Origin of the sequence: Psychrobacter fulvigenes (assembly GCF_904846155.1) — a bacterium.
GTDB lineage: Bacteria > Pseudomonadota > Gammaproteobacteria > Pseudomonadales > Moraxellaceae > Psychrobacter > Psychrobacter fulvigenes.
Genome location: NZ_CAJGZP010000001.1, coordinates 1,589,533 through 1,615,723, shown reverse-complemented (window position 1 = coordinate 1,615,723; position 26,191 = coordinate 1,589,533). Strand labels below are relative to the sequence as shown.

General features: G+C 44.2%; 14 protein-coding genes. 7 read left to right on the top strand and 7 right to left on the bottom strand.

Annotated elements, in window-relative coordinates; translation table 11 throughout:
- Positions 1 to 9: 9 nt before the first annotated feature.
- From prfA to tnpB, 3 genes are all read right to left on the bottom strand, one after another.
- Positions 10 to 1,128: a peptide chain release factor 1 gene (gene prfA / locus JMX03_RS06965; RefSeq protein ID WP_201595526.1), complete on the bottom strand. Its 1,119-nt coding sequence runs from the start codon at positions 1,126 to 1,128 to the stop codon at positions 10 to 12.
- A 224-nt stretch (positions 1,129 to 1,352) separates the two neighbouring features.
- A complete protein-coding gene (locus JMX03_RS06960; protein WP_201595524.1) occupies positions 1,353 to 2,498 on the bottom strand; it encodes a beta-ketoacyl-ACP synthase III in 1,146 nt (381 codons plus the stop codon).
- Positions 2,499 to 2,682: 184 nt separating this feature from the next.
- Positions 2,683 to 3,831: an IS200/IS605 family element RNA-guided endonuclease TnpB gene (tnpB, locus tag JMX03_RS06955; RefSeq protein WP_201595520.1), complete on the bottom strand. Its 1,149-nt coding sequence runs from the start codon at positions 3,829 to 3,831 to the stop codon at positions 2,683 to 2,685.
- 235 nt (positions 3,832 to 4,066) lie between these two features.
- Here tnpB and pnuC point away from each other — a divergent pair, with 235 nt between their 5' ends.
- From pnuC to JMX03_RS06930, 5 genes are all read left to right on the top strand, one after another.
- Entirely contained in the window at positions 4,067 to 4,813 is a 747-nt protein-coding gene (gene pnuC / locus JMX03_RS06950) for a nicotinamide riboside transporter PnuC (RefSeq protein WP_201595517.1), read from the top strand.
- Positions 4,764 to 5,381 carry an AAA family ATPase gene (locus JMX03_RS06945; RefSeq protein ID WP_201595514.1) on the top strand — a complete coding sequence of 206 codons (618 nt, stop codon included), beginning with the start codon at positions 4,764 to 4,766 and terminating at the stop codon, positions 5,379 to 5,381. Before pnuC ends, JMX03_RS06945 begins: the two co-directional genes overlap by 50 nt.
- 124 nt (positions 5,382 to 5,505) lie before the next feature.
- Positions 5,506 to 6,120, top strand: a complete 615-nt coding sequence (locus JMX03_RS06940) for a hypothetical protein (RefSeq protein ID WP_201595511.1) — start codon at positions 5,506 to 5,508, stop codon at positions 6,118 to 6,120.
- Positions 6,121 to 6,276: 156 nt separating this feature from the next.
- Positions 6,277 to 7,158: a DMT family transporter gene (locus tag JMX03_RS06935; RefSeq protein WP_201595508.1), complete on the top strand. Its 882-nt coding sequence runs from the start codon at positions 6,277 to 6,279 to the stop codon at positions 7,156 to 7,158.
- A 219-nt stretch (positions 7,159 to 7,377) separates the two neighbouring features.
- Positions 7,378 to 7,749, top strand: a complete 372-nt coding sequence (locus JMX03_RS06930) for an MliC family protein (RefSeq protein WP_201595505.1) — start codon at positions 7,378 to 7,380, stop codon at positions 7,747 to 7,749.
- A gap of 111 nt (positions 7,750 to 7,860) precedes the next feature.
- Here the strand turns inward: JMX03_RS06930 and JMX03_RS06925 are convergent, their stop codons facing one another.
- The 3 genes from JMX03_RS06925 to JMX03_RS06915 all read right to left on the bottom strand — a co-directional run bounded on the left by JMX03_RS06925 (position 7,861) and on the right by JMX03_RS06915 (position 12,895).
- Positions 7,861 to 9,030, bottom strand: a complete 1,170-nt coding sequence (locus JMX03_RS06925; protein WP_201595502.1) for an HlyD family efflux transporter periplasmic adaptor subunit — start codon at positions 9,028 to 9,030, stop codon at positions 7,861 to 7,863.
- Complete coding sequence (locus JMX03_RS06920; protein WP_201595500.1) at positions 9,023 to 11,329, bottom strand: type I secretion system permease/ATPase; 2,307 nt, start codon at positions 11,327 to 11,329, stop codon at positions 9,023 to 9,025. Before JMX03_RS06920 ends, JMX03_RS06925 begins: the two co-directional genes overlap by 8 nt.
- Before the next feature lie 105 nt (positions 11,330 to 11,434).
- Positions 11,435 to 12,895: a TolC family protein gene (locus tag JMX03_RS06915; RefSeq protein ID WP_201595498.1), complete on the bottom strand. Its 1,461-nt coding sequence runs from the start codon at positions 12,893 to 12,895 to the stop codon at positions 11,435 to 11,437.
- 273 nt (positions 12,896 to 13,168) lie between these two features.
- Between JMX03_RS06915 and JMX03_RS06910 the strand changes: the two genes are divergently transcribed.
- Both JMX03_RS06910 and JMX03_RS06905 read left to right on the top strand, forming a co-directional pair.
- Positions 13,169 to 13,969, top strand: coding sequence for a hypothetical protein (locus JMX03_RS06910; protein ID WP_201595495.1), 801 nt, complete (start codon positions 13,169 to 13,171; stop codon positions 13,967 to 13,969).
- A gap of 84 nt (positions 13,970 to 14,053) precedes the next feature.
- Complete coding sequence (locus JMX03_RS06905) at positions 14,054 to 15,370, top strand: IS4 family transposase (protein ID WP_265090456.1); 1,317 nt, start codon at positions 14,054 to 14,056, stop codon at positions 15,368 to 15,370.
- 61 nt (positions 15,371 to 15,431) lie between these two features.
- Here the strand turns inward: JMX03_RS06905 and JMX03_RS06900 are convergent, their stop codons facing one another.
- A complete protein-coding gene (locus JMX03_RS06900) occupies positions 15,432 to 26,165 on the bottom strand; it encodes a VCBS domain-containing protein (protein WP_201595491.1) in 10,734 nt (3,577 codons plus the stop codon).
- Positions 26,166 to 26,191: the final 26 nt, after the last annotated feature.

Here is a 26,191-nt window from a genome sequence, read left to right as displayed (position 1 = left end):
CGGGCTCTACTAATCTCCACCACCGATGCTTGCCATCAAGTCCGCTTGGTGCTCACGTAATAGAGCATCTAGCAGCTCGTCTAAGTCACCTTCCATAATGGAATCAAGCTTATACAGCGTTAGGTTGATACGATGATCAGTCATGCGACCTTGGGGGAAGTTATAAGTACGGATACGTTCTGAACGATCACCACTACCCACTAAGTCGCGGCGTATAGAATCTGCCACATCGACCTGCGCTTGTACTTTGGCTTGCTGAATCTTTGAGACCAGCATTTTCATCGCTTTGTCACGGTTTTTGTGCTGACTACGCTCTTGCTGACACTCAACCACCGTACCTGTTGGAATGTGAGTCAAACGCACCGCAGAGTCTGTGGTGTTAACGTGCTGACCCCCTGCGCCGCTTGAGCGGAAGGTATCCATCTTGATGTCGGCAGGATTGAGCTCTACTGTATCATCAATCTCAACTTCTGGCATCACTGCCACGGTACAAGCAGAGGTATGTACGCGGCCTTGGCTTTCTGTATCTGGGACACGTTGAACACGATGCGCACCAGACTCAAGGGTGGACGATAGAGATACTTTCCGCCAACGAAGGCGACCATAAACGCTGTTACCCGATATACGGCTGATGATCTCTTTATAACCGCCATGCTCGCCTTCGTTGGCGGATAGTATCTCTATCGTCCACCCTTGCGTCTGTGCGTATTTCTGATACATACGGAACAGATCACCTGAGAATATCGCCGCTTCATCACCGCCAGTGCCCGCACGAATCTCCAAAAAAGCAGGCACTTTATCATTCGGATCTTTTGGCAACATCATGACGTTGAGCGCTTCTTCCATCTCTAAGATAGCTTCGCGGGCGCTGTCAATCTCTTCCTGCATCATCTCCTTCATTTCTGGATCTGATGCATCGGCCAGCATACTCTCGGCATCGGCTTGATCCGTTTCAGCACGCACATAGTTTTGCCATAAAGTAGTGATGTCCATCAAGTCGCTGTGTTCAACCGACAGCTCACGGAATTTATTATTATCGCTGATGACACCAGGATCGGACAATAAGGCGGTAACCTCTTCGTAGCGGTCTACCATCTGGTCTAAGCGTAAGCGCAAGGATTCTTTCATAAAAGGGCTTTTATCTAAATGAGGAAAATAAGACCGAGATTATAGCAAATTTTTAGGGGTAAATTAAAACCAGTGCGTAATCTTAACGCTTATATCAGCATACCTCTCTCAATATTCTTTAAATATTCTCTAAACTTGTCATATTTTAAAAAACATCATAAAAAATAGCCAAGATTTCTCTTGGCTATTTTTATAATGACAGTAGGGTACGCTTTGGTTAAATATTAAACTTTACGTACCAATACTGAACCAATAGAGTAACCAGCCCCAAATGAGCATATTACGCCCAAGTCACCAGATTTCAGCTCATCTTTATAACGATGGAAAACAATCATAGGACTGGCAGAGCTGGTATTAGCAAACTCGTCAATGACGCTTGGCACGATGCCTTTATCCGCTTCTTTACCCATGACCGTACGCAAGATTAGATCGAGCATATTGGCATTGGCTTGGTGTAGCCACATCATCTTGACTTCATTCGACTGAATATCATTTTCTTTTAAGTGCTCAAGAATAATTTCGGACACTTTTGGACAGACTTCACGGAATACTTTACGGCCATTTTGTAAAAACAGCTTATCCGTGACGGGCTCTTTGATATCTGGATACATTTGCGTTTCGGCTGCCAAGAACTCTGAGCGATCCATAAAGCCGTATTCGTTTTTGATATTGGTAGAGAATTCAGTAAACAGCTTACAGTTTACGATTTCATAACCTTTTGGTGTATCCAACTCTTCTACGATACACGCGGTTGCGACATCACCAAAGATGAAATGGCTGTCACGGTTACGCCAGTTTAGATGCGCTGACGTGATTTCGACATTGACCACAGCGACACGTTTGGCAAGACCAGATACAATTGAGCCATGTGCTTGTGATAGACCAAAAGTAGCCGCACTACAGGCAACGTTCATGTCATAGGCAAAACCACCAACCATACCGATTTCATTCTGAATCTCGATAGAGACGGCAGGATAAGTACGCTGGAAGTTCGAACAGGCAAGAATAATACCGTCTAAGTCGTTGGCTTCAAGACCGGCATCAGCAAGCGCGTCTTTCAGCGCAGCAGCACCCATCTCGGCCATGACAGACAGCTCTTCACCCAGATTACGATAGGCAATGACTGGCGCCATGATTTCAGGATTTAGGATGCCGTCTTTTTCCATCACGTAGCGCGATTTAATGCCAGATACTTTTTCGATAAATGCCGCTGAGGAATGCTCAAGTGCAGTCACCGTCTCTGCTGCTATCTCGTCAGCATGCTGTTCGTTATAATTATCAACATATTGGTTGAATGATTCCACCAGCTCTTCATTGCTGATGCTATAAGGGGGGATGTACAGGCCGGTGCCGGTAATACAAGTCGTCATGATAAGCTTCCTTGTCTACTACTGTTGCGCTTAGTGATTAAGCATAAAAGGTAAGAAGTAGGTGTCGTTTACTTTCGGTGCATAACTGTAAACATGAGCTACCGATCACCTAAAGAGGTAGCGGTTTCTTAGGTAACACTCATACTTATTTGCGATGTTTTGCAATAGCGGTTAAGTGAATGAACTAAGCTAACCCCGTCGCATCGACGGTTTTGAGTGTTGCCAGTCTCAAACCCTCATTAAGGATATTGATACTAGCGTTGATGTCTCTATCATTTTTTTGCAAGCAACTTGGGCAATTCCATGATCTTACTGACAATGGCAAATCAGCCTTAGTCAGCACATGAGTGCACCCTGAGCAGGTTTTAGAAGATGGATACCATCTATCTATTTTGACAAGCTCTTTACCATACCATTCTGCTTTATAAGCCAGCACGGTGGTAAACGCTGACCATGAGCTATCGCTAATCGCTTTGGCTAACTTTTTATTCTTAACCATGCCTTTGACATTTAAGTCCTCAATAGCAATAACATCGTGGTTTTTGATGATATTGATTGAGAGTTTGTGTAAGAAGTCGCGGCGCTTATTGGTTATTTTCTCATATACTTTGGCGACTTTGACCTTTTGCTTTTGATAGTTGCGGCTCTCTGATAACTTGCGATTGGCGGTCTTAGCGACTTCTCTACGTTTGGCTAATATCTTTTGCTCTTTTGCCAATCTCGCTTGTAGCTTAGACAAAAACTTAGGATTGGCGACTTTGCTGCCGTCCGATAAGACGATAAAGTCTGTCAGTCCTAAATCAATGCCGATGTTTGAATGCGTTTTTGGTAATGGCTCTACCATAGTCTCAACCAGTAAACTGACAAAATACTTACCTGTAGGCTCTTTACTGACCGTGGCGCTCTTAATCAAACCAGTTATCTTGGCTGGAAACTTGGCTTTGATATGACCAGTTTTAGGCAGTTTAACGCTGTTAGCTGTTATCGCCACTGTACCTTTTTGGTTGTTGGTGGTATAGCTGTCACGCTGCCCCTTCTTCTTGAACTTTGGAAATCCTGAGCCTTTGAAGAATTTGTTATAAGCCGCTTTTAGGTTTTGTTGTACGTTGGCCAGTGCCAAGCTATCGACTTCTTTAAGCCAGTCAAACTCTTTTTTATATTGAGCTGGAGTATTTTTTAATTCTGTTTTAGTATCTTGATAATGCTGTATTTTATCCGCTAGCATTCTATTCCATATAAAGCGCGTGCAGCCAAATGACTTAGCAAAAAATACTTGCTGTTCTTCATTAGGATACAATCTGACTTTATGGGCTTTTAGGATTTGTTTTGGCATGAAGCTATTATACCATATCAAAAGTCTGACGCATTCATCTTGCCACCTAAGAGGTGGGTGACTTCTGCACTAAAAATGTTAAAACCAATGCCTTATTATGCCTGAATATAATTATTTTTCTAATACTTTGTTACAAATAATCAAATTTGCTTTGATAGCCCATAAAAACTAAGCCACTTCCCTGTTGCTACGTTATAATCAATAGCGCATTTATCAATAGCGACTAGGAACGCTGATGACAGAGATTTCTAATTGGCTATTCGGGCAATATGCCGACTATCCAACCCTATTTATCATACTGGAGCTGATTGCCGTTGTCTTTGGGGTCGCCAGTGTCTTGCTCGCGCGCAAGCTTAGCGTGCTGGTTTTCCCCATTGGCCTAGTCAGTACCGCTATTTTTGTGTACTTACTTTGGAAATGGCAGTTGTTTGGTGATATGTTTATCAATGCCTATTATACGCTAATGGGTTTGTATGGCTGGTATAACTGGACGAAAAATAAAGACACCCATATTAAAAACACCAACGTTAAAGCCAGCACCAATACTAGTACTGATACCGATAATCCCAATTCAAACGACATCGATATTGAGCATATTGAAGCCAGTGACCTACCGACAATGGCACTATTATCTATCGCTACTGTCAGCTTTGTGGCGCTGGTTTACTATTTCCGCCCAGTGATTAATAATAACTTTAGCTTCGACGGTGCGGTACTCGGCCTACATCTGTTTACTTGGGTCGATTATACCGATATGCTCACCACCGCGCTGTTTTTGATCGCCATGTGGCTAATGGCCAGCCGCAAAATCGAGCATTGGTTGCTGTGGATAGTCGCCGATGCGATTTCAGTACCATTATATTTTTATAAAGGTCTCACCTTTACTGCACTACAATATGCCGTATTTACTCTCATCGCAATCTGGGCTTATTATGAATGGCAACGACGCTACCGCATTCAATCTTACGCAGTATACGCTTAAATCCGTCTTTAAAGTCGCTGTTTTGGGCGCAGAGAGTACGGGCAAAACCACCTTATGCCGTGATTTAGCCGCGCATTTTGATAGCCCTTGGGTGAGTGAGTATATGCGTACTTATTTGCAAGCCAAATGGGATAATGAACAAGCCACTTGCACTTGGGATGACTTACTGCCCATCGCTCAAGGTCAAATAGCGCTAGAAAACACACGAGCCAAACAAGCCGCTCAAGCCAGCAAAAACAGTCAGAACACGCAAAAAACTGAGAAGCAAAATTATCTATTTTGTGATACCAGCTTATTTGAGCTGATGGTCTATTCCAATTGGTACTATGCCGATTGTCCTGAAGCGCTAACCCAAGCGGCCTTGGCGCATCATTATGATTTGATCTTGTTAACCGAAGTGGATACACCTTGGGTCGCTGATGATCTACGTGATGCGCCTCATCAGCGTAAAGAGATGAGTGCCTATTTTGCCAGTCAGCTAAAGACTCACAACAAAAAATATAGGCGAATTGGTGGTAATAGAGAGGAGCGAGTTCGGCAGGTAACTGAATGGCTTAGTGAGAATTGATAGCGATAACTAAAAAATACAAACAAACCTTAAAAGACAGTAAACAATATAAAACTAAAGGGCTAGATCCATGTGCCTTGATTGTCTTATTCGGTTATTTTTATCTGACTAACGAGGCGTACTTATGAAATTTTTTTATAAATTACTAAGCACTCTATTTTCAATAACGCTGTGTATTGGTCTACTCTCTTGTCAGTCTGAGCTTTCTTCAAAGCCTATAGCCAAGGCTCCTCCTCTCTCAAAACCTTCTACTGGTGCTCTAGCTAACGACGGCCACACAGCAACTCCTAGAGCACCTTGGGCCAATCCTGTTATTAAAAATAGTGAAACAGATGCTATTTATCGACAAGAGTGGGCGAAATCCGATAATAAAGCACTATGCCCTATCCTAGCCCTACCCAAGCAAGCGTCATCACATCTTGCTAGTCATAGCGTCCGTCGTGCTAATTTTGCTGGAGGCTGGGGAGTTGCTTACGATTTGCCGAATAAGCGCAGTGCGTATGGGATTGCAAATGCAGGTACTACGAATACTAACGAAACGTTTGACAACTGGCCTTATAATGTTAATTATCAAGATGGCAGTAAAGTGGGATATGGTCATGAAGGCGGCGATCCTTCGGCAAATTGGTTAGCTTATCTTGTCATACCAAATAATAATTGCTTTTATAATATCTGGAGTGCTCAAAGTAAAGCGCATTTAGAACAAATTATCTTAGACTTACGCATAGTAAGTTTTTAATATAGATATTGATTTTTTGGTTTAGATTTTTATTTTTGCTTAGGCTATTTTTTATTATGATTATTAAGGTTTATTCATGCGCCACTTTCAACTCTTTCACTTTATTGGCGTAGGCTGGTACTTTTAGCCCAGCTTAGAACTTATTAGGAATTACTTTTGAAACCCACGCTCTATACGGTCATTGCGTTAATCGCTTTTGCCGCAAACTCTCTATTTTGCAGAATGGCCTTAGCAGAAGGATATATAGACGCATGGAATTTTACCATTATTCGCCTAATAAGCGCTGCCGCCTGCCTTGGTATTATCATCGCAGTGCATACACAGTATCTAAAGCTTAACCGTAGCCTTGATGGTGCAACTGTAAAGGAAAAAGGCAGTTGGTTAAGTAGCACAAGCTTAGTCATTTATGCGCTGTGTTTTTCAATCGCTTATGTAGAGCTAGATACGGGTACTGGCGCGCTCATTTTATTTTCAGCGGTGCAGCTCACCATGATTGGTTGGGGCATTTATAAAAAAGAGCAGTTAAGCGCCTTGCAGTGGCTGGCATTTATAGTGGCAGTAGCAGGATTTATATATTTGATGCTACCTTCGGCAGCGATGCCTTCATTATCAGCAGCGACGCTCATGGCGATTAGCGGTAGCGCTTGGGGAGTCTATAGCATACGCGGTAAGTCCTGTGTGTCCCCTCTTCGCGCTACTGGTTTTAACTTCATCAGAAGCCTTGTAGCGGTTCCTATACTGTTATTAGTAGCGATGAGTAGGCTCGGAGAGATCAGCATGCAAGGCATATTACTTGCTTGCGCCTCAGGGGCAATCGCTTCTGGGATTGGTTATAGCATTTGGTATATGGCCATGCCATTATTAAAAAACACGCAAGCGGCAATCGTACAACTTTGCGTGCCAGTACTTGCAGCGGTATTAGGCGTGGTGTTTTTGTCTGAGCAGCTGACTCTAGAGTTTGTAATAGCAAGCTCGGTGATCTTAGGGGCAGTACTGGTATTTATTTTAAATAAAAAAACTTCAAAAGCACCAATTTAAATAGCATAAATGGACTATCAAAGCTTGCACGTTAGAGTTTAGCACTCAATAGAATAACGCACGCTAGGTAGTAACTCCTGTATACAAGATACTCACGAAAAAGGTCGTAAAAATTACCTTCATGAACTCTAATCACAACATGAAATTACATCTTCTGTTGTATCATATTGCTCGGTGTCACAACTAACACTCACCCACCAACTTGAGGAATAAAACATTATGAAAAAACTATTAGCCGTAGCACGTTTCGCAGTATTACTAGCAGCCTGTGCAACGAATGCACCTACTACTACCGCACCAAGCACTGACGCCCAACAAGTGGTTCAGTCTTTTACTTGTGAAGATGATGGTATGGTTACAGCTGCCTACTCAGCGAGCGGTCAAGCGGCAAAGCTAAACGTTACTTTGCCTAAAGTCGGCCTAAATAACGCCGAAGTCATGATGGAACAAGCAGTATCAGGTTCTGGCGCTCGTTATGTCAACAACGTTAACCCTAAAACAACTTATGACTGGCATACTAAAGCTGACTTTGGTGTGATGACTATCACTTCAGACAATGGTCAGACGTACAGCGTTAATTGTGAGCTTTAATCAATAATAACAATCACAGTTATTGCCATTAGATAGAGAAAAACCTACGTAAATTCATTACGTAGGTTTTTCTTTTGCTATTTATTATGGCCGTATTTTGCTAGGACATATTTAGCGCTCTCCTAGGCCTTCAGAGAAAGTCTTAGTAATAGGCTTGGTTAAGTATGAAAGGACTGAACGCTCTTGTGCTTTGATATCCACTGAAGCAGTCATCCCTGGTTTGATCACAATCTCATCACTACGCTCAGCGAACTCAGCACCGGTGATTTTTATTTGCACACGATAGTAAGGCTCTTCTCCTTTGGGCGTTTGTTCCATCAATGTATCAGGACTGATGTATGTTACTGTGCCATTCATAGCACCAAAAATAGAATAATCATAAGCATCAAGCTTAACAGTTGCTGCTTGTTGTTCTTTTACATAAGCGATATCCACTGGGCTGACTTTGGCCTCAACAATAAGATCACTACTGGTCGGCAATATCTCCATAATAACCTCGCCAGGTTCCACAACGCCGCCGATAGTGGTAATCAAAATATTATTAACCTTGCCATCTGTCGGTGCAAATAGTTTGGTTTCTTCTAACACTTGTGAATGGTCACGCAGCTGCTCAAGCTCAGTGTCCAGCTCTTCTTGGGCTTTGGTCATCTCTGACTGTGCTTCTTCAAAATACTTATTACGCTTGTTGGTGATTTGGGCTTGGATCTCAGCCACTTGTCTGCGCAATTTGATCACATCAGCTTGACTGACATCACCGTATTCTAATAGCGGCTCATTCATGCTGAGCTCTTGCTGCGCCAGTACCATCATCTTTTGTAAGGAGCTGACATCTTGGTCAATCGCTTGTCGACGACGATTATAGAGTTGGGTTTGGTTTCCGACGTACTCACTATAGCTTTTTATGTCATCTGGAAATCTTAATGGTCGCTCATATATTTCAGCCTCTAATCGCGCCAGCTTAGCCTTCAGCGCTGCTATTTTAGAGCTGGCATTGGCCACTGCTGCTTGTGCCCGCTCTTCTTCAAGTGTGACAACCAATTGCCCTTTAGTGACTTTCTCACCTTCTTTAACCAATATCTCAGTCAGCACCCCACCCTCTACCGCTTGAATATCCTGCGTTCGCGCACTAGCGATGACCGTTGCTGTTGCACGTGTCACTTGGTCAATTTGGGCGAAATAAGCCCAAACAACTAACACAATTATTCCAATCAGCGCGCCCCAAATAATAATCCGTGTACGTCCAATTTTAGGATCATGAGATTTATGTTGGTAGTTATTCATTATTTGGCCCTAGGTTATCATCTTGATGAGATTGATCATCGGTTTTTAGCTCAATGCTTGAAGTGTCTTTACTGACTATGCGCGTCTTAGGGTTACTAATCTTAACTGAAGTCCTCTTTGTATTCTTTTGATCATCATTACCTTTTAACTGTGCAAGTACTTTTTCTTTGGGCCCATCCATTACTATTTGTTGGTTATCCATAATAATAATACGATCGACCAAGCGTAATAGTGGCATTTTATGGGTAGCAACAATTAGAGTATGCTCCCTGCCAAAATTTTTGCTAAGTACTTCGATACATTGAGCTTCTTGCCGACTATCCATAGAGGCTGTCGGCTCGTCCATCAACAAAACGGAAGGCTTGGTTAGTACTAAGCGAGTAAACGCCACCAGTTGTTTTTGACCACCTGATAACCCCTTACCTCCTTCACTGATCGGCAAGTCTAAGCCACTAGAGTGGCTGGCAACCAACTTAATCAACCCCGTCTTTATGAGTGCATCACGCATGACATCATCACTTGGGGCTGGTAGGCCAATCAATAAGTTCTCCCGTAAAGTACCTTCAAATAGACGATGATCTTGTTGTAGATAGCCGACTTGCGCGCTTAAAGACTCGCGGCTAATCTGTTGAATATCAAGTCCATCTAATAATATTCGGCCTTGAGTAGGTGCATACAATCCTGATAGCACTTTTAACAAAGTCGACTTACCAGAACCGATTGGCCCCAAAACCGCGATGCGCTCGCCCGCCTTTATTTGAAGTCTGTTAATAGCCAATGCAGGCTGGTCATTATTTTGATAGTTAAAAGTTACCTTATCTAGGTCAAAATTACCCGAGATATGACTGGGCGATAGCGGATGACTGACCCCGTGGTTATCTTGTTCTAGCGAGAACAGCTGCTCAATATTAAGCTTTGCTGCTTTGGCATGTGAGTGCTGTACCAGTAGATTGGGAATACCCATAATTGGTGCTAGAATACGACCGCCTAAAATAGAGCAGGCAATCAAGCCACCCATGGTCATATCTCCTGACATCACGACAAACGAGCCAACAATCACAATGCCTACATAGCTGGTCTGCTGTATCATCTGCGACAAAAAACTCAAGTTATCATTGGCATGTTTCATGTCCAGATCGTTTTTGGTAGTGATACTCATCACATCAAGCCAACGTGACAAAAACTTCCAGTTGCCTGATCCAGCCTTTATCGTTTCAACGCCCTCTACGGTCTCAACTAAGATACCAGTTTTACGGTAAGAAGCTGACGCGCCAACCGCCGCAATACTATCGATTCTTTTGCGCGCACTGAATCCTATTATAATTGCGACAACAGCAGCCAAAATAGGCACTAGGGCTACCAACGGATTGCCAATAATGACAATGAGCGTCACAAATATAATCGCCATCGGTATATCAACCAAACCAAATAGCGTACTTGCCGTATAGAACCCACGCACTTGCTCATAACCGCGTAGCTGTGCTGCCATAGACCCTACCGAACCTGGCATCTGATCAATACGTACATTCAGCAAGCGTTGAAAAACTTCGCGAGATAGGTATTGATCTAAGTTGACCACTACTTTATCCATAATCTTGGATCGGGCAAACTTCATAAAAGTTTCAAACAAGATGACGAGACCCACCCCACTGGCTAAAATAATGAGAGTGTATTCACTCCGGGTTGGAATCACACGATCATAAACCTGCATCGAAAAAAGCGACACTGCCAATGCTAAAATATTAATCAAAAATGACGCTACTACCGCTTCAACGACAATACCACGATAGTTTTTTAGATCTTTTTTTAATAGTTGGTCAAAAGACAGCTGTTTACGCTTGCTGGGCTCGCTTTCTAAGCGAATACGCAGTAATTGTGTAAACGCATCACTTGGATGAACACTAATTTTCTCAGACTGGCTAAACTGCCACAGCCCCTGCGGGGTCTGTTGATGAATTACCCCCCATCCCTGGACGGGATGTAAAGCCAATAAAGGCAAAAATGCCGCATCTGGCATTGGTAAAGCCTCTGGCAGCTGATCAACTCCTAACTGCTCCAATATCTTGACAATACTTGCCAGTCTTGTCAGCTCTGTCTGCTGATGTATCACTCCGTAAAGACGCACACTATCAACAGGATACCCTTGCTGAGTGAGCAAAGTGTGTAGCGCCGCAGCCAACTGTGCCCCCTGCTCATTTGTTTGCTCATCGGGATCAAGTGTCAATAAATTTGAAGTAGGATTTGCTGTCAGCTCACTGTCAGATGTAGGGTCACTCGAAGCTGGGACAGGTGTACTCATGATAAATATATCCTACTGATTAACGGGTAGTTAAATAGATAAGTAACGCGAATAAAAGTCATCTTATTTATTCATAAACGTTTTACGATTTAGAAAGCAAAAGGATTAAGGGCTATCTGTTAGCAAGCCTGTGCTGGTATCGCTAAGATAGTTATTACTCAAAGCGTCACTGATAGGATCGTTAATAGGATAAGTTACCATACCTTTATCCTCTTCTTTCATAACGATAGGTTGAATGACTGCCTGATCAGGCGCTTGTCTTGCCACATCTTGACGGGTCAGCCATTTTTTAACAGGATCCAGCGGATGGAATAAGGGCTCTGGCTGACGACTTTGATCAAACTTCTGCCAAGACATCATACCAAAATCAACTTGCAGCTTATAATAAGCTGCAATGATAGAAGTTCGGGTTTCAACCAACTGTGCCTGATACTGAGAATGCTCACGTACTGCATTGAGCACTTCAAGCCAAGATTTACGACCAGCAATGAACTGACGACGGTAAGAGCTGACTACTATCTGCGCACCTGCAACTGCAGCGATCAAGGAGTGCTCTTGATCTTTGGCACTGGCAAATTGCTGATACTGAGTTTGGATGGTTTCAAGCACTGAACGTCTTGATGCTTCTTTTGACTGTACAAGACTGTTCACTCGCGACTCTGATGCCCGCGCCAGCGCCAGATTAGATAGGCCCGCCCCTGGATCATAGCTCAGACCTATAGAAAACTCACCATCACTCTCATTTTGATTGTTATTTTTATTTTTATCATGATAGTAGTCGTATTCGTACTGCGCATAAAAAGTAGGATAACGCGCTGCCTGTAATGACTTTACCCCTTGCTTAGCAGCCTCAACTTGATAGTGTTCTTTTACTACAGTAGGGTTGTAAAAACTGGCTTGATCAAAAGCCATTTGCTCAAAGGTTTGTGAGTACCCTTTAGCTTGGCTGACAAGCTCGCTTAGATTCGGTACTGGTAGCTCAACAGCTGATAGCCGGCGGCCAGTTATCTGCTCTAAACGCGCCATCGCTATACGCTGCTGCTCTACCGCCGCTTGATAAGCATTTTGCTCTTGTAATATACGGTTGGTCACTAAATCCATTTCGATACGTGCCGATACTCCTTGACTGACACGGCGTTGCATCATCTCTTCAAACTCAGTCAGCAGCTGCAAGTTATCATAATAGACACGCTGCTTAGACACAGCTGTGATATAGCTTTGCCACGCTTCAATCGTGGTCTTAGCAACTTGGTTTTGTTGTTCGTATACATACTCTGTCGCCGCTTTATCATCAAAGACGGCTTGATTGACATTCGCCGTCAGCTTGCCACCAGTCCATAAAGACTGGCGCAGCCGCAGCTGAGAGACCATGCCATCGTCGCGATCATAGCCTGATGACAAGGTAGGAGCAGGTAGCATATTTAGCTTGGCAGCACGAATACTCTCAGTCGTGGCTTGTTGTTCTGCACGCGCCGCGCCGACCAGCGGATGGCTCTGGATGGCTTGACTGATCAAGGTGTTGACATGCATATCAGCATTGGCAAATGCCGCACTTGATAGCGTCATCAGTAACATACCTATTGCGGTTGTCGATACCAAAGGTGATAAGCTATGACGTAGTTTTTTTATGATAAAGCACCTTTTAAACATTGGCTTTTTGATCATTGCTTGGGATTGATCGGGATAAAAATAAAAGTGCAACATGATATTATGGCTTCTTTGCTGCTATTGTTTTTTAGATAATAACAAAGTTCATCGTGATGATTATCAATGCTTAAAGACGTATTGAAGCGTTTATTAAAAAGTTTTGAGCCTCAGCGTCAACATATGGATTACTCTATGCCTCACCCTTCAGCGCCTACGCCAACGAGCAAACCAAAAGATCAGCCGATCCTAACCATCGTATTGGCTCTATTACTGCATGCTTTGCTGGCAATCGTTGTCTATTTTACCGTATTCGACCACAAAAAAACGTCTGAATCGCAAGCCTTAATAAATAAAAACCAGCCTATTACCAGCAAACCTATGATAGCAGAAGACACTAAAATCACAATTGATCAAATAGCGGTTGATCAGGTCACAGTTGATGATACAGAGGTTTTTACCGCTAAAGTGAGCGCAAATACAGAACCTACCGCATCAGCAGCCCACGTATCAAACAACAATACTGCGACCCAAAACCATAAACCGCAAGAGCATACACCACCCCAAAAGCCCACTTCGTCACAAGAGCCGTCTGTTATAGAGACAAAGCGCAGGGCCTCTTTGAGCAAGGATAGCGATGACAATGATGATCTTTCAGTGACGACTATCAATAACAGAGCTGTCAATGGTGAGCAACAAAATCTGTCTGGATATCGACTGCAGCAAACCCAAGAAACTCAGCAGCTAAATGCAGATATCGATAAAGACAGCGAACAGCTCTCAACGCTAATCAATGAGATCAAACAGCGCAATCAACAACAAATAGATACGCAACAAGCCATCATGCTAGAGACTCAGTCAAAGCTTGACGCCACTTCAAAACCAAAGTCCGAATCAGAAGTAATTTTAGCAGAAAAAGAGCCTGTATCGGGCTTAACTTACGATTATCTGACCACACCCACTGCTGACCTGCAAAAGACGGATGACCTAAGATAACAAAAAAGCCATCACAGGTAGTAATGCTAGTCAGTTAAGGCAAAAACTCAATAAAAGTAATAAAATAGCCCATCTAATAAGTAGATGGGCTATTTTACTATGAGACTACAAGACGCTATTAATGAGACGCATAAAAGGATTCCAGACACCCTAGAACAATTTAGTGAATTAATAGACCCTGAGTGGATACAGCAAGCTTTAGAGTATACCGGCAAGGCGAGCATTAGAAGGCGTAAGCTACCTGCCGAACACGTTGTTTGGATAGTCATCGGCACAGCTTTATATCGAAACCGTTCAATTTGGTATATCACAGAGCAGATGCGGCTTAATATAGACTCACAGGCCTGCGTACCCAGTGCAGTGGTACAAGCAAGACAACGCCTCGGGCATGAGCCTCTAAAGCAGCTATTTCATCAACTAAGTGCTCACTACCAAACAGAATCACGAGCCCAGCAGCAAGACTTTATGGGACTTAGCGTCCAAGCTGTAGACGGTGTCGTATACTCACTACCCTATACTGATGAGAACCTTCAGTACTTTAGTTCAAGCAAAGGCAGAACTAAAGAGGCGCCCTATCCCCAAATGCGTTCGGTATGCCTGATCAATACTGACACGCATGAGATCATTGACACAACCCTTGGAGATATGGGTCAAGGAGAGATCACATTAGCCCGTCAGCTAAATATTCAAGACAACAGCATTACGCTCTTTGATAGAGCCTATTTCTCAGCAGACCTACTGATTAGTTGGCAACAAACCCATCCAAACAGTCACTGGCTCATGCGGGCTAAAGATAATCTGCGTTACACTGTGATTGAAACCTTTAGTGAAGGGGACTACTTGATACAAATGCCGGTTTCTCCCCAAGCTCAAAAGAAAAATCCAAACCTACCCGATACTTGGCAAGCTCGATTAATTGAGTGTCGTTATGAGGGTAAGATAAGACGATACATCACCTCTTTAATAGATGATAAACGCTTTACTAAGGATAAAGTGGCACAGCTGTACTTGCAGCGCTGGGAGATCGAGATGGCTTTTAGGGAAATTAAGTCTGATCTACAGCAGGGGCTGTTGTTAAGAAGTAAGCTGCCACAGCTTGTGTTACAAGAGTTCTGGGGGCTTATGATTGCTTATAATCTGATAAGACGTTTGATGCGATATATGGCAGTTAGAGCTAAGGTTAGCCCTCTACGAATTAGCTTTCATATGGTGTCTATTACGATTGTTGATCTTTTACGGTTTGCGCCTTTACAGGCTGCAGGACTCTTCCCTAAGTTGTTAGATGCAGTTTTAGAGGAAGGAAAATTGTTTGTCATTCCTGAACGCAGAAAGCGATCTTGCCCGAGGGTGGTTAAGGGTAAACCACAAAAATATCCCAAAAAAAATACCAGTCAGCCTTAACTGACTGGCATTACTCACAGGTATGGCTTTTTGGATATTGCTATTGCTGATATGTTTTGCGTTATATCACTGTGGTAGTGATATCAGTGTCAATCATCACATTATAACTGCCATTCGTATCACTAAAGCTGTAAACCTCATAAGTGTTACCGTTTTGGGTAGTGGTTGTATTGGTATTTGTCCAATCATTACCAGACAGCTCCACATTATCAGCATTATCGCCATTGATAAACAGCTCATTGTTGCTATCTGTCATTTCAATGACATCACTGGTAGTAAGATTAGACAATGACTGCGCGCCAACACCCAGTTCTATGACTTCCATGTTATCAATCACGCTACTATCAAAGCTACTAAAGTCGATAGTCGTACCAGCGGTATTGATCAGCAAGGTATCGATGCCGTCGCCACCATCCATCAGTAGGTTATCAGCAGAGAACACCAACTTATCGTTACCAGCACCGCCTATCAGCGTATTAGCACCTGTACCGCCATCAAGGAAGTCATTACCACTGCCACCGATTAAGGTGTCATCACCTGCGCCGCCTTTATAATTCACAGGTACGGACTGTCCTGAGGCATCAAAGATATCATCTTCAGGTGTGCCTCCAAAGGTTTTGGTAAAGACAATATCTACAGATACCTTTTCGGTCACTTCAGTTGATACACTATCAGCCATACCTGTAGCTTTATCGGTAGTACTAAGCGCAAAGTCCAGATCGCCTTTTAACGGTATGGAAGACTGAATTTGTAAATCATTGATTTGCTCAGGAGTAATACCCGTTATGGTATAGCTGTTAGCGACATCATCCCACACGGCAGTCAACATTTCACCTGTACTCTTCACTCTAAAGCGTAAGACATCATCGGTTAAGCTAACACCATTATCAGTGACAACTATATTAACGGTCTCACTACCATCCGTATCTTGCATAATTGCGTTTAGATTCAGCGTGGTCCACTTACCCTGACTACCAAGAATAGTAGAAGGATTAGCAGCTACCCCATCAGCGACTGGTTTGACCTCAAGATCAATCTCTAGCGGAGCACTGATCATCCCGCTGTCATTGACCACTTTCATCTCGATACCAGACACGATACCACTGACGTTTTCCGGTGGCATGATGAATATATTTGACGTTTCGCCAGGATTGATATCACCCAGTTTGGAGGCGTCAATAGACCATGAGTTATTACCACCAGAATTACCATTGTTACTTGCCAAGACGGGATCGCCATTAGTATCGGTATAGTAGATCAGATAACCATTAGGGATATTGTCTAAGGTAATGGCAGTAACGGCATCGGTATCGTCTTTATCGATAGTCGCAATCTTATAGTCGATAGCAATCATAGTATCTTCATTACCGCTAGCAGTGGTTGTTGATTGATCACTCTTATCAGTAATACTTAGATTGTCTGGCTGCGACTCGACTGTGACGTCATAACTGTGCTTATAAGTCTTTGTACCACTGTCATGTCCGCTGATATTATGACTTTCTTTATGAGCGGCATAGACATCAACTGTTGCCGTGCCGTCTTCATTTTCGGCAGGTTCATAAAAAATAGGCGTGCCGACATCTACGATATAATAATCACCAGCTGGAATATCAGCAACGTCACCATCTGCCAATGTTACAAGCGTCAAGTCGTTACCATTGTCATCCGTTAGTTTTCCGCTAGTGCCATTATCAGTCGTTAGACCAGACTCATCCAGCTGCAGATATAGCTTATTATTAATAATCTCAACATTATTACCGTCAGCCGTGTTGGTTAAGTCGATCTCAATTTCTACTTTGGTGTCCTCATCCGTATCAACTGTCGTGGTTTTACCATCATTGTCTATCGGATCCGTAACTGGCTTGATCTCAACCTTGACGTCGTCAACCTGCACTCGTTCCTCGCCACCATCTTTATCCAACGCAGTAAAGTTGGCATTAAAGGTAAGATCCTGGCTATCGTCTGTGACGTTGGTACTAAAATCTTTCGGCGGAGTCACTGTCACTGCATCAAGTGCGTCTTCTGGACTGAGGCTACTTGCATCATCTATACTGATGATCCATTTACCGCCAATTTGCTGCACGCTTATAGCTGGATTATCAGTAGATACTTCAGTGCCTGCTGGCAGATCAGTCAATGAGAAAGTATAAGATCTGACCGTGTTAGCGGTCGCAGGATTTAGAGTCGCATCTAGTATGTCGCCAAGAGTAAAACCAGTATCCTCTACCTGTGCTGGTATTTCTGCCTTGCTAGTAAAGCTATCTATTAAGTCAGGCTTGACAGGTGTGACACCACCATCTGTCCTCTCTATTGCGATCTCAAAGCTCTCGGTTACACGCGCTTCGCTACCGTCACTACCTTGACCATTAATATCCTGCGTAATACCCGTCACTTTAATATTGAGAGAACCTTCAGGTATATTGACTGTGCTGTCGTTACGCTCAAGCACTAGCTCATAAGTCGCTGCAGTGTCGGTAATAGCTGGATCATTAGGAACATCAACGTACCAAATACCATTTGACAAAATACCGCCCACTACATTTAGACCATCAGGAACATCAGTGACCTCTAGGCGAGTAAAGCTCTCTGAGCCGTCTTTATCATCTGAGGTTAATGAAACAGTGACTTTGGCAAAGTTATCCGTACCGCTATTATTAATGGTGCCATCGGTAACCTCTAAACTCATGCTTGGTGCATCAGTGACCGCTTGGAAGGTCACGTCTACCGTTGCACTGCCTATTTTAGAAGCACTAATCTGTGAACTATCAGTCAGCTCAGCGGTGTCAGTATAAGTATAGTCAAAGTCTATACTGACATCATCATCGCTATGGCGTTTATCCTCATCGTACATAATCTCGATTGTCTGATCGGGCGTAAATGTCAAAATTGGTGGTGGATTAGTTGTTAAGTCCACTTCGCTACCGTCAACACGTAAAACGACATCTTTATCTATTAGATCAGTTGCTGATAGCGTGATACTCTCAAGTGATTCTGTTCCTGTCGCTGAGTCACCCTGATCTGTCGTTATAAAGGCTGATTCAAAGTCAATAGTCGCCCATATATCTTCAGTAGCAACGACCTCTGGATTATTCACTGTGCCATCATCAGCATCAGGGGTCACTAGAATAGAAACGTCTTTGGTATCATGAGTCACACTGTCACCAGATTTGGTCTCGGTGGTGGTACCCGTGATGGTAAAGTTAATTTCACCAGCGAAGTTATCTGGTGTCTTTAATTGTGCGGTATTATTCTGTAGCGCCTCTAGGGTTACTGACCATACTCGATCAGAACCACTGCCACCTAAGAAAGTGACCCCTGCACCAGTTAAGTTAAAACTAGCAGGTAAGTCTTCGACCCGATAGACCACCTGCTCAGCAGCTGGGCTGTCACCATCATATGCCTCGATATCCTCAACAGTAGCAAATACGCTCGATAAGGCAATCTGATGGTTGCCTGTACTGTCTAGCGTTGCCTCGTCAGTGATGTAGTTATGTGTGTAATCCACACCATCGATGGTATCTGTGTCGGTTGCTAAGTCGTCATTGGTTATTAAGTCTGCCTTGCCAATGACTTTAACTGGTAGTGTCAATGCTGGATCAGTTAGGGTACCTGCTGGGAAGAAATCTGATTCATCACCATCGCTCTCAATACTCTTCGCTTGAACCTTGAGAGGCACAGTGCCACTAAAGTTCTCGGGTGGGACGAAATACAAGTCTGGCGCACTATCTACAGTATAGCCTGATATGATGGCCGTATATGTATTTGGTTCAGCATTAGGGCTGGTATCTAGCGTTAAGGCAGCTGGGTTTGAGCCAACGTATAATATTGCCCCATCTGGAATATTGCTAATCCGAACCTCATAAGTCTCAGAGCCATCATTATCACGTGAGCTTGGTCGGATATTGAGTGGGATACCATCGGTAGGATTAATAACCGCTGTTGGTGAGTCGTTATCACGTTCATTACCAAGCGCCAGCGCCTGATCTTCATCACCATACGCTGGATCAACCGCTAAGGTTACAGGATCTGCCACGCCTTCGACTTCAAAGGTTAGGTAGCTTTCGCCACTGGTGGCTTCACTTACGGTATTATCGTCATCATCTTCGTCAACATCGACAGTTTTTGCCTCGACCTTGACTGCTGTCTCGGCACCGCTAGCAAGGTTGAAGTCACTATAGTCTTGCGGCGGGGTTACGGTGACGGTGTCTAGGTACTCCATCGGAATATCGACACCATTGCCGTTGTCAGTCAGGCTGATCGTCTCACCCGTATCGCGATTGATATAAGTAAATACTGCTCCTTCAACTGAGGTGAAGCCGCTATCACTCTTATTACCAAAGGTCATATGGGCGAAGGTATCTTCAGAGGTATCTTGGTTGTTCCAATAGCCTTGTAGGTCAAACCCATCACTATTAAGATCAAATGCTGCGTCTTCTTTTGCTTTGGTCGTGTAATTTTTATCTGGATTAATGGTTAGGTCAGGTGTACCATCGCCGTCACTGTCTACTACGTCACCATTATCGTCAACAACTTTTTCAGCGACTGGGGTGACGACAACGGTTTGGGTGAATGGGTTGTCTGGCGTTCCAGTGGTTGTATTACCGCCATCATCATCAGTATCTTGGGTAGTAACGGTAAAGGTAAAGTCTGCATCTAATGACGAATGCGCTGGTGGAGTGATAGAGAAGTCTTGCAAATAAGCATCTAAATTAAAATTGTCGTTTGCAGTAATGCCGCTAATCGATATTGATGTTCCACCAACTGCCCCTACCGTTACATTATTGCTATTATCAGTATACGTCCAGCCTTCTGGTAGGACAAAACTAATATCGGTGATAAATTCTGCACCAGCGCCATCCTTATCATCCAGCACTTTAAAGCCAAACTCATCAAGGGTGACAGCAGTGTCTTCTTTGGTTGTGACACCTTGATTATCAAGCTCAACTTGACCAGCAACTGGGGTGACGGTGAGATTTACTTTTACTGTACCAATCAGCTCTACAGAGGTATTTTTGATAGCTGAATCAGGGTCATGATCTTGAGTATATAGCGATATTTCCACACCATTCATATCTAGAGAATCAAACTTCCCAGTCTGAATAGTGATTTTAGGCTCCGAGTTACCACTGACTACAAAATCAGTAGAAGTTAAGCCAGCATTAATACCGATCAATACCTGACCATTCTCATCGGCGATGAATGGGGGAAGCGACTCAGAGCTGCCAGCAGGTGTGAAGTTAATAATGGCGCCAGGGACTAGACCTGTAATCACAAAGCCATAAGTCTCAGCATCGCCTTTAGCGGCACTACCTACTAAATCACCAAAGGTAGTGGTTATTGGTAAATCAACAGATTCCCCTTCTTCGAGTGTTACGGCTAAAGTATCCCCAACAACTTCATTTTGGTCATAACCAAACGAGCTAGCATCATCACCACTTTGGTTTTTATCATTACTATCAGTCACGGCTTGAACATCGACCTTGATAGTGGTTGTAGATGTCGCTCCTGCAACAGCTGTGCCACCTGTGTTAACAAGACTGCCATTGGCGTCAACCCGCGCAATATCACCGCTTTCATTAACTTCATATTCCGTCACTGACATATTTATATTAAAGTTAGTGGCATCATTTTTAGGCGGTGTGAGTGTCATTGCCTCAAAATCAGCTTTTGACATAGTAGCGGTAGCAGTGCCTGCGCTATTAATAGTAGGCACATCATCAAGCTTAATTGTAATATTAGCGCCAGTTGATGTTATAGTTTTGTCCACGCCATTGAGCTTATAATTCAACGTTGTGCCCGCACGGACACCACTTAAAGTAATTAAACCAATGCGTTCAGGGTTATCGGTATTGTTACCTGTACCATCAAGGTCTATCGCGTCTTTGATAATAGGTGCTTTGAGACCTAATGCTTTGGTATTATCTTCGTCTATAAATACTGTTTTATTAGGTGCAAGTATAGGCTTGTCAGATACTGGCTTGACAGTAATTGTTAAGGTCTGACTATCTGTTTCACGAGTAGCACCAGTAACACCATTTGAGACGTTCGCAGTGATGACAGGTAGTGTACCACTATAGTCACTGGTCGCTTTATACTCGTAAGTTCCGTCACTATTGAACTTTACGGTACCAACTGTATTGCCGTTGATGACAACATTTTGAGCGGTATTGTTTGTATTGACAGGATCTACAGCAATAGCGGTTCCACCACCAATCTGGAAGCTTTCTACCGTTAGCTGCTCGCCTACATCTGGGTCATCAGTATCATTTGCATCAAAAATAGTGGCTAGCTTGCCACTTTTAGTTGTCGTTCCGTTTTCATTGATGGTAATCGTATTATCAGCCAACGCAATACCACCATCGTTAGTACCTGTAAGAGTGACTTCCACGTAACGGATTTCACTGGTGCTGATTTCGTTACCGTTAGCAGCAGTATCCACTCCTTTATTATCATTCACTTGTACGGCGTAGCGGATGGTGATGGTTTCGCCTTCTGGGAGGAAATCGAGTGCCGTGGAAGTGGCGTTGATGTTCCAAGTGCCATCATTACTATTGCTCGCTTGAGCAACTGAGAACATATCTTCTAGCGCAGTTTTTTGCGGAACAGTTAGATCAGTCAAGGCTGTATTACCTTGACCAAAGGTATATTGGTTTTCACCTTCAATATAACCCAGTGTCAGCGTATCACTGACATCAATATCACTAAAAGCAATAATGCCACTTTGAGTAATCACTGAGTCACCTGTTTGCTCGACGAAAGATATATTCGCAATATTGTCATTACTATCAGCAGTGATGGTTGGTTGATCATTAGTGCCGGTGATAGTAATGGTAAGCTTGGCAGTATCAGTACTACCATCAGCGTCGGTTATGGTGTATTCAAAGGTTTCTGTTAAACTTTCACCTAGTGCCAAATACTGTATAGCGGCATTATCAACATCATAGGTATATTCACCATTCACATCTAGCGTTAGTTCACCGTATTGACCTTGTGTACCGCTTCCAATTGCACCAGTGTTACCATCCACTGCTGTTACCGTAGTTGCTGTTATTGAATTATCAGCACCTAGATCATCAGCCACATCATCTGTCGCGGCACCCGTTGACGTAAGCACGTTGCCTGAAACGATATCTGTTTCTTCGCTAATGGTGTTTTTGTCATCATTAGCAGTCGGTGCGGTGTCGATGATTTCAATATCTAAGGTGTCATTAATAGTATCGCCAATGGTGTTGGTTAATACCACGTCAAACTGATCAAATACCGCACCAGCGCTATGATCTTCTGCATTGCCGTTTTCTGTATATTCGTAAGTGAATGACTCATTTACTGTGTCGTAACCAGTAATTACTAGCGTGCCCGCGCTGCCTACAATGGTAACAGGTGTTGTAATTGCTGTGATTACTTCCTGTCCATTGATGGTTAGACTTGTCACACTTTGGAGATCAGTAACTTCAAATGTATCATTAACGGTCGTACCTGTAGCTTCTGTGACGCTGTTATCGGTGATGGTTAATGTCGGCGCGGTGTCGTTATCTAAGATCGTACCGATGCCACTGTCATTACCAATGGTAATCGTGGTGGTTTCATCGTTCTCAAGGATGCTGTCATTGAGTGTCGGATAGCTGACGGTAAAGTCAGTGACCCCAGCAGGAACGGTAATAGTACCATCGCCATTATTGATGACGCCGTTACTAAATACGGGGGCATTGGTATAGTCACTACCCGCTGTGGCAGGATTAGTGCTGCCATCCGCTAGGTTAAACTCATAGGTGACGTCCGCCTGCGTTGTCTCACCATTGACGGTGACTTGATGCACTAAGTCGCCGCCTTCTGTGGCAACGGCATCGCCAACGCTGACGGTCGGTTTGTCGCCTTCTTGCGGTGTTCCGTCTGCAGCGTCTTCATCATAAATGGTGCCAGTGGCGACGGTGCTGTCGATATCGGCATTATCAGCACTGTCGATAACAAAGCTCAGCTGCTCGCTGTCCTCATAGATGGCATCATCTTTGACGATAACCGTAATTTTAGGCGCAGCTGTGCTACCTGCAGGTACTTTGACTTGCAAGGTGGTGGTGCCATTTAGTAACGCTTGGATGGCGGCGCTGTCGGTAATGGTCACAGGACTGCCTGTGGCATCAATGTAGCCAATAGAAGCAATGTCCGCCGCTTCAACCTCGCTGCTGCCCGTCGCCACTTTAACAGTGACTGTGGTGGCAAGGTTGCTCTCGTTATCCTGCTCAACGGTGTACTCTAAGGTGTTGTCCACCCCTTCTATGGCGGTGGCTTTGCTCGCAGTAATGCCAACGGTCGGACGGTCGCCTTCTTGTGGGGTGCCATCTTGTGCCGCTTCATCCTCAATCACCCCGCTATCAGTAGCGGTGATAATGGTGACGCCATTAGGGTTAACAGCATTGGAGATGATCAGACCTAAGTCTTCAGTTTGCTCATAAACGCTGTCATCAGCAACGCTGATAGTGATGAGGCTCTCTTTACTGCCCGCAGCGATTAAGACGTCGTCGCCAGTGGCTAAGAAGGCGCTGATCTCACCCTGATCAGTAGTATCAACCACGCTGCCATCGGCTTTGGTGTACTGCAAACGCGCAATGTCACCGGCGGTAATATCAGGACTGTTTGCTGCATCTAGGCGCACGTTAACAACGGTATCTTGGTCACTGGCCACATTTTGGCGGATGGTGAACTCTAAGGTGTCATCATTGCTTGGACGCTCAATAGCGCGGTCTTTGGTAGCGTCAATCTCAATGGTAACTGGCCCTGGAAGAACGGTGAGGTCTAAGACAGAATCGTCAAGGACGTTGCCACTACCATCAACCACCTCATAGCCAATCACAGGGACATCACCTGTAAAGTCAGCATCTGGGGTAAAGGTGTAGTCACCATTAGCATTAACGGTGATGCTGCCAATCGGGTCGCCATTGACATCGGTGACGGCGGTTGGGGTGCCATCTGTTGGGATGGTGTCTAGTACGCCATCACCATCGGTATCCACTTGCACGTTCGAGACACTCAGGCTGATGCTCGGATCGGTCTCTGAGGTGTTATCCAGTAAGTTGCCACTCACAGGCGTGCCTTGATCGGTGCTCTGCGCTTCATCACCATCAGTAAAGTCGCCTAAGCGATCTTCACTACCAGCTACTCGGTCTTCATCATAAATGGTGCCAGTGGCGACGGTGCTGTCGATATCGGCATTATCAGCACTGTCGATAACAAAGCTCAGCTGCTCGCTGTCCTCATAGATGGCATCATCTTTGACGATAACCGTAATTTTAGGCGCAGCTGTGCTACCTGCAGGTACTTTGACTTGCAAGGTGGTGGTGCCATTTAGTAACGCTTGGATGGCGGCGCTGTCGGTAATGGTCACAGGACTGCCTGTGGCATCAATGTAGCCAATAGAAGCAATGTCCGCCGCTTCAACCTCGCTGCTGCCCGTCGCCACTTTAACAGTGACTGTGGTGGCAAGGTTGCTCTCGTTATCCTGCTCAACGGTGTACTCTAAGGTGTTGTCCACCCCTTCTATGGCGGTGGCTTTAGTGGCAGTAATAGGTGCCACTGGGGTGTCATCTCCTAGCGTAGGATCGTTAGGATCGACAGGGGTTGTGCCATCGGTGGTGCCATCATCATAGATGGTGGTGTTGACGCTGTCATCAGGGCCTATCGTTGCCGTACCTGAAGTGATATCCGTCACGGTAACGGTAAAGTCCTCGGGGCCTTCAAACAGATTGTCATCCACAATCGGAACGCTGATACCAACCGTCGTTTGACCCGCTGGGATAGTCACAAGCTGGGTGACAGGCGCGGTATAGTCCGCTGACCCTTCGGTGCTGCCATCACTAATGGTGACTTCAATCACCGTATCTTCCGTACTTGGTTTGCTGATGCTGATGGTATAAGTCGCTTCATTGGCACTGCCATCTGCGGCGGTTTCATTCAAGCTTGTGGTACCACTAATGCTGACTAATGCTGGATAATCGACTGTAATGGTTGCTTCGTTAGACTTTAAACCCGTTTTATCAGATACTACATAATCAACTGGCGTTGGGTCATTAGTGAAACCTGCCTCTGGGGTAAAGGTGACTGTACCAGTAGTACTATCTACTTCCCAAGTACCTTCGCCATCTACCACTAAACTGGTGACTTCATCGCCCGTAACAGGGTCGATCAGCTTAACACTTGTTGGGTCTAGATCGTTTTCAGGATCCTTATCATTTGCCACCACATCAATGATGACAGGCTGACCCGTTTCGCCTTCTGCCGTATCGTCTTTGGCAACTGGTGCCTGATTAACAGGTGGAGTGATTGACGAGTTATTATTACTACTGCTAGCCGCAACGATACCTACTGCTCCCAGACCAGCTGCGGCAGGTATCCACCAAGGTATGGCAGCAACTGCTACATATTCCTGACCTCCTAAAGCTTGACCCTCAATATCACCTATCTCTAATTGAGTTACATAGTCGTAGGTCTCACCAGTATCTGGAATATAATAATAGTACTCGCCATCTTCAGCAATACCAAGCAATGCACTGTCTGCGCTATCGTAGAAGCCTTCTATAATAAGATCACTTTCTTCACCGTCTTCTTCAAATGAGATATGTAAATCATTTTTAAGGCGCTTAGTGATAATATGGTTGGGTGCACGACCTATAGCAGTATCATGAAACTCGTAATTCACTTTATCCATAGCGGTGATGATTGTAGGCTTGCCATCTTTAGTCACTACTTGTACTTGGTCTACGGTCTGAGTGGCATCATTAGTCTTCACGATAATAGTATTCATATTCTTGTTTATACCTTCTATTTTTT

Excerpts from the sequence above, each read along its gene's own strand:
- prfA (WP_201595526.1), bottom strand. The coding sequence starts at position 1,128 with ATGAAAGAATCCTTGCGCTTACGCTTAGACCAGATGGTAGACCGCTAC.
- JMX03_RS06960 (WP_201595524.1), bottom strand. The coding sequence starts at position 2,498 with ATGACGACTTGTATTACCGGCACCGGCCTGTACATCCCCCCTTATAGC.
- tnpB (WP_201595520.1), bottom strand. The coding sequence starts at position 3,831 with ATGCCAAAACAAATCCTAAAAGCCCATAAAGTCAGATTGTATCCTAAT.
- pnuC (WP_201595517.1), top strand. The coding sequence starts at position 4,067 with ATGACAGAGATTTCTAATTGGCTATTCGGGCAATATGCCGACTATCCA.
- JMX03_RS06945 (WP_201595514.1), top strand. The coding sequence starts at position 4,764 with ATGAATGGCAACGACGCTACCGCATTCAATCTTACGCAGTATACGCTT.
- JMX03_RS06940 (WP_201595511.1), top strand. The coding sequence starts at position 5,506 with ATGAAATTTTTTTATAAATTACTAAGCACTCTATTTTCAATAACGCTG.
- JMX03_RS06930 (WP_201595505.1), top strand. The coding sequence starts at position 7,378 with ATGAAAAAACTATTAGCCGTAGCACGTTTCGCAGTATTACTAGCAGCC.
- JMX03_RS06925 (WP_201595502.1), bottom strand. The coding sequence starts at position 9,030 with ATGAATAACTACCAACATAAATCTCATGATCCTAAAATTGGACGTACA.
- JMX03_RS06920 (WP_201595500.1), bottom strand. The coding sequence starts at position 11,329 with ATGAGTACACCTGTCCCAGCTTCGAGTGACCCTACATCTGACAGTGAG.
- JMX03_RS06915 (WP_201595498.1), bottom strand. The coding sequence starts at position 12,895 with ATGACGCTATCAAGTGCGGCATTTGCCAATGCTGATATGCATGTCAAC.
- JMX03_RS06910 (WP_201595495.1), top strand. The coding sequence starts at position 13,169 with ATGCCTCACCCTTCAGCGCCTACGCCAACGAGCAAACCAAAAGATCAG.
- JMX03_RS06905 (WP_265090456.1), top strand. The coding sequence starts at position 14,054 with ATGGGCTATTTTACTATGAGACTACAAGACGCTATTAATGAGACGCAT.
- JMX03_RS06900 (WP_201595491.1), bottom strand. The coding sequence starts at position 26,165 with ATGAATACTATTATCGTGAAGACTAATGATGCCACTCAGACCGTAGAC.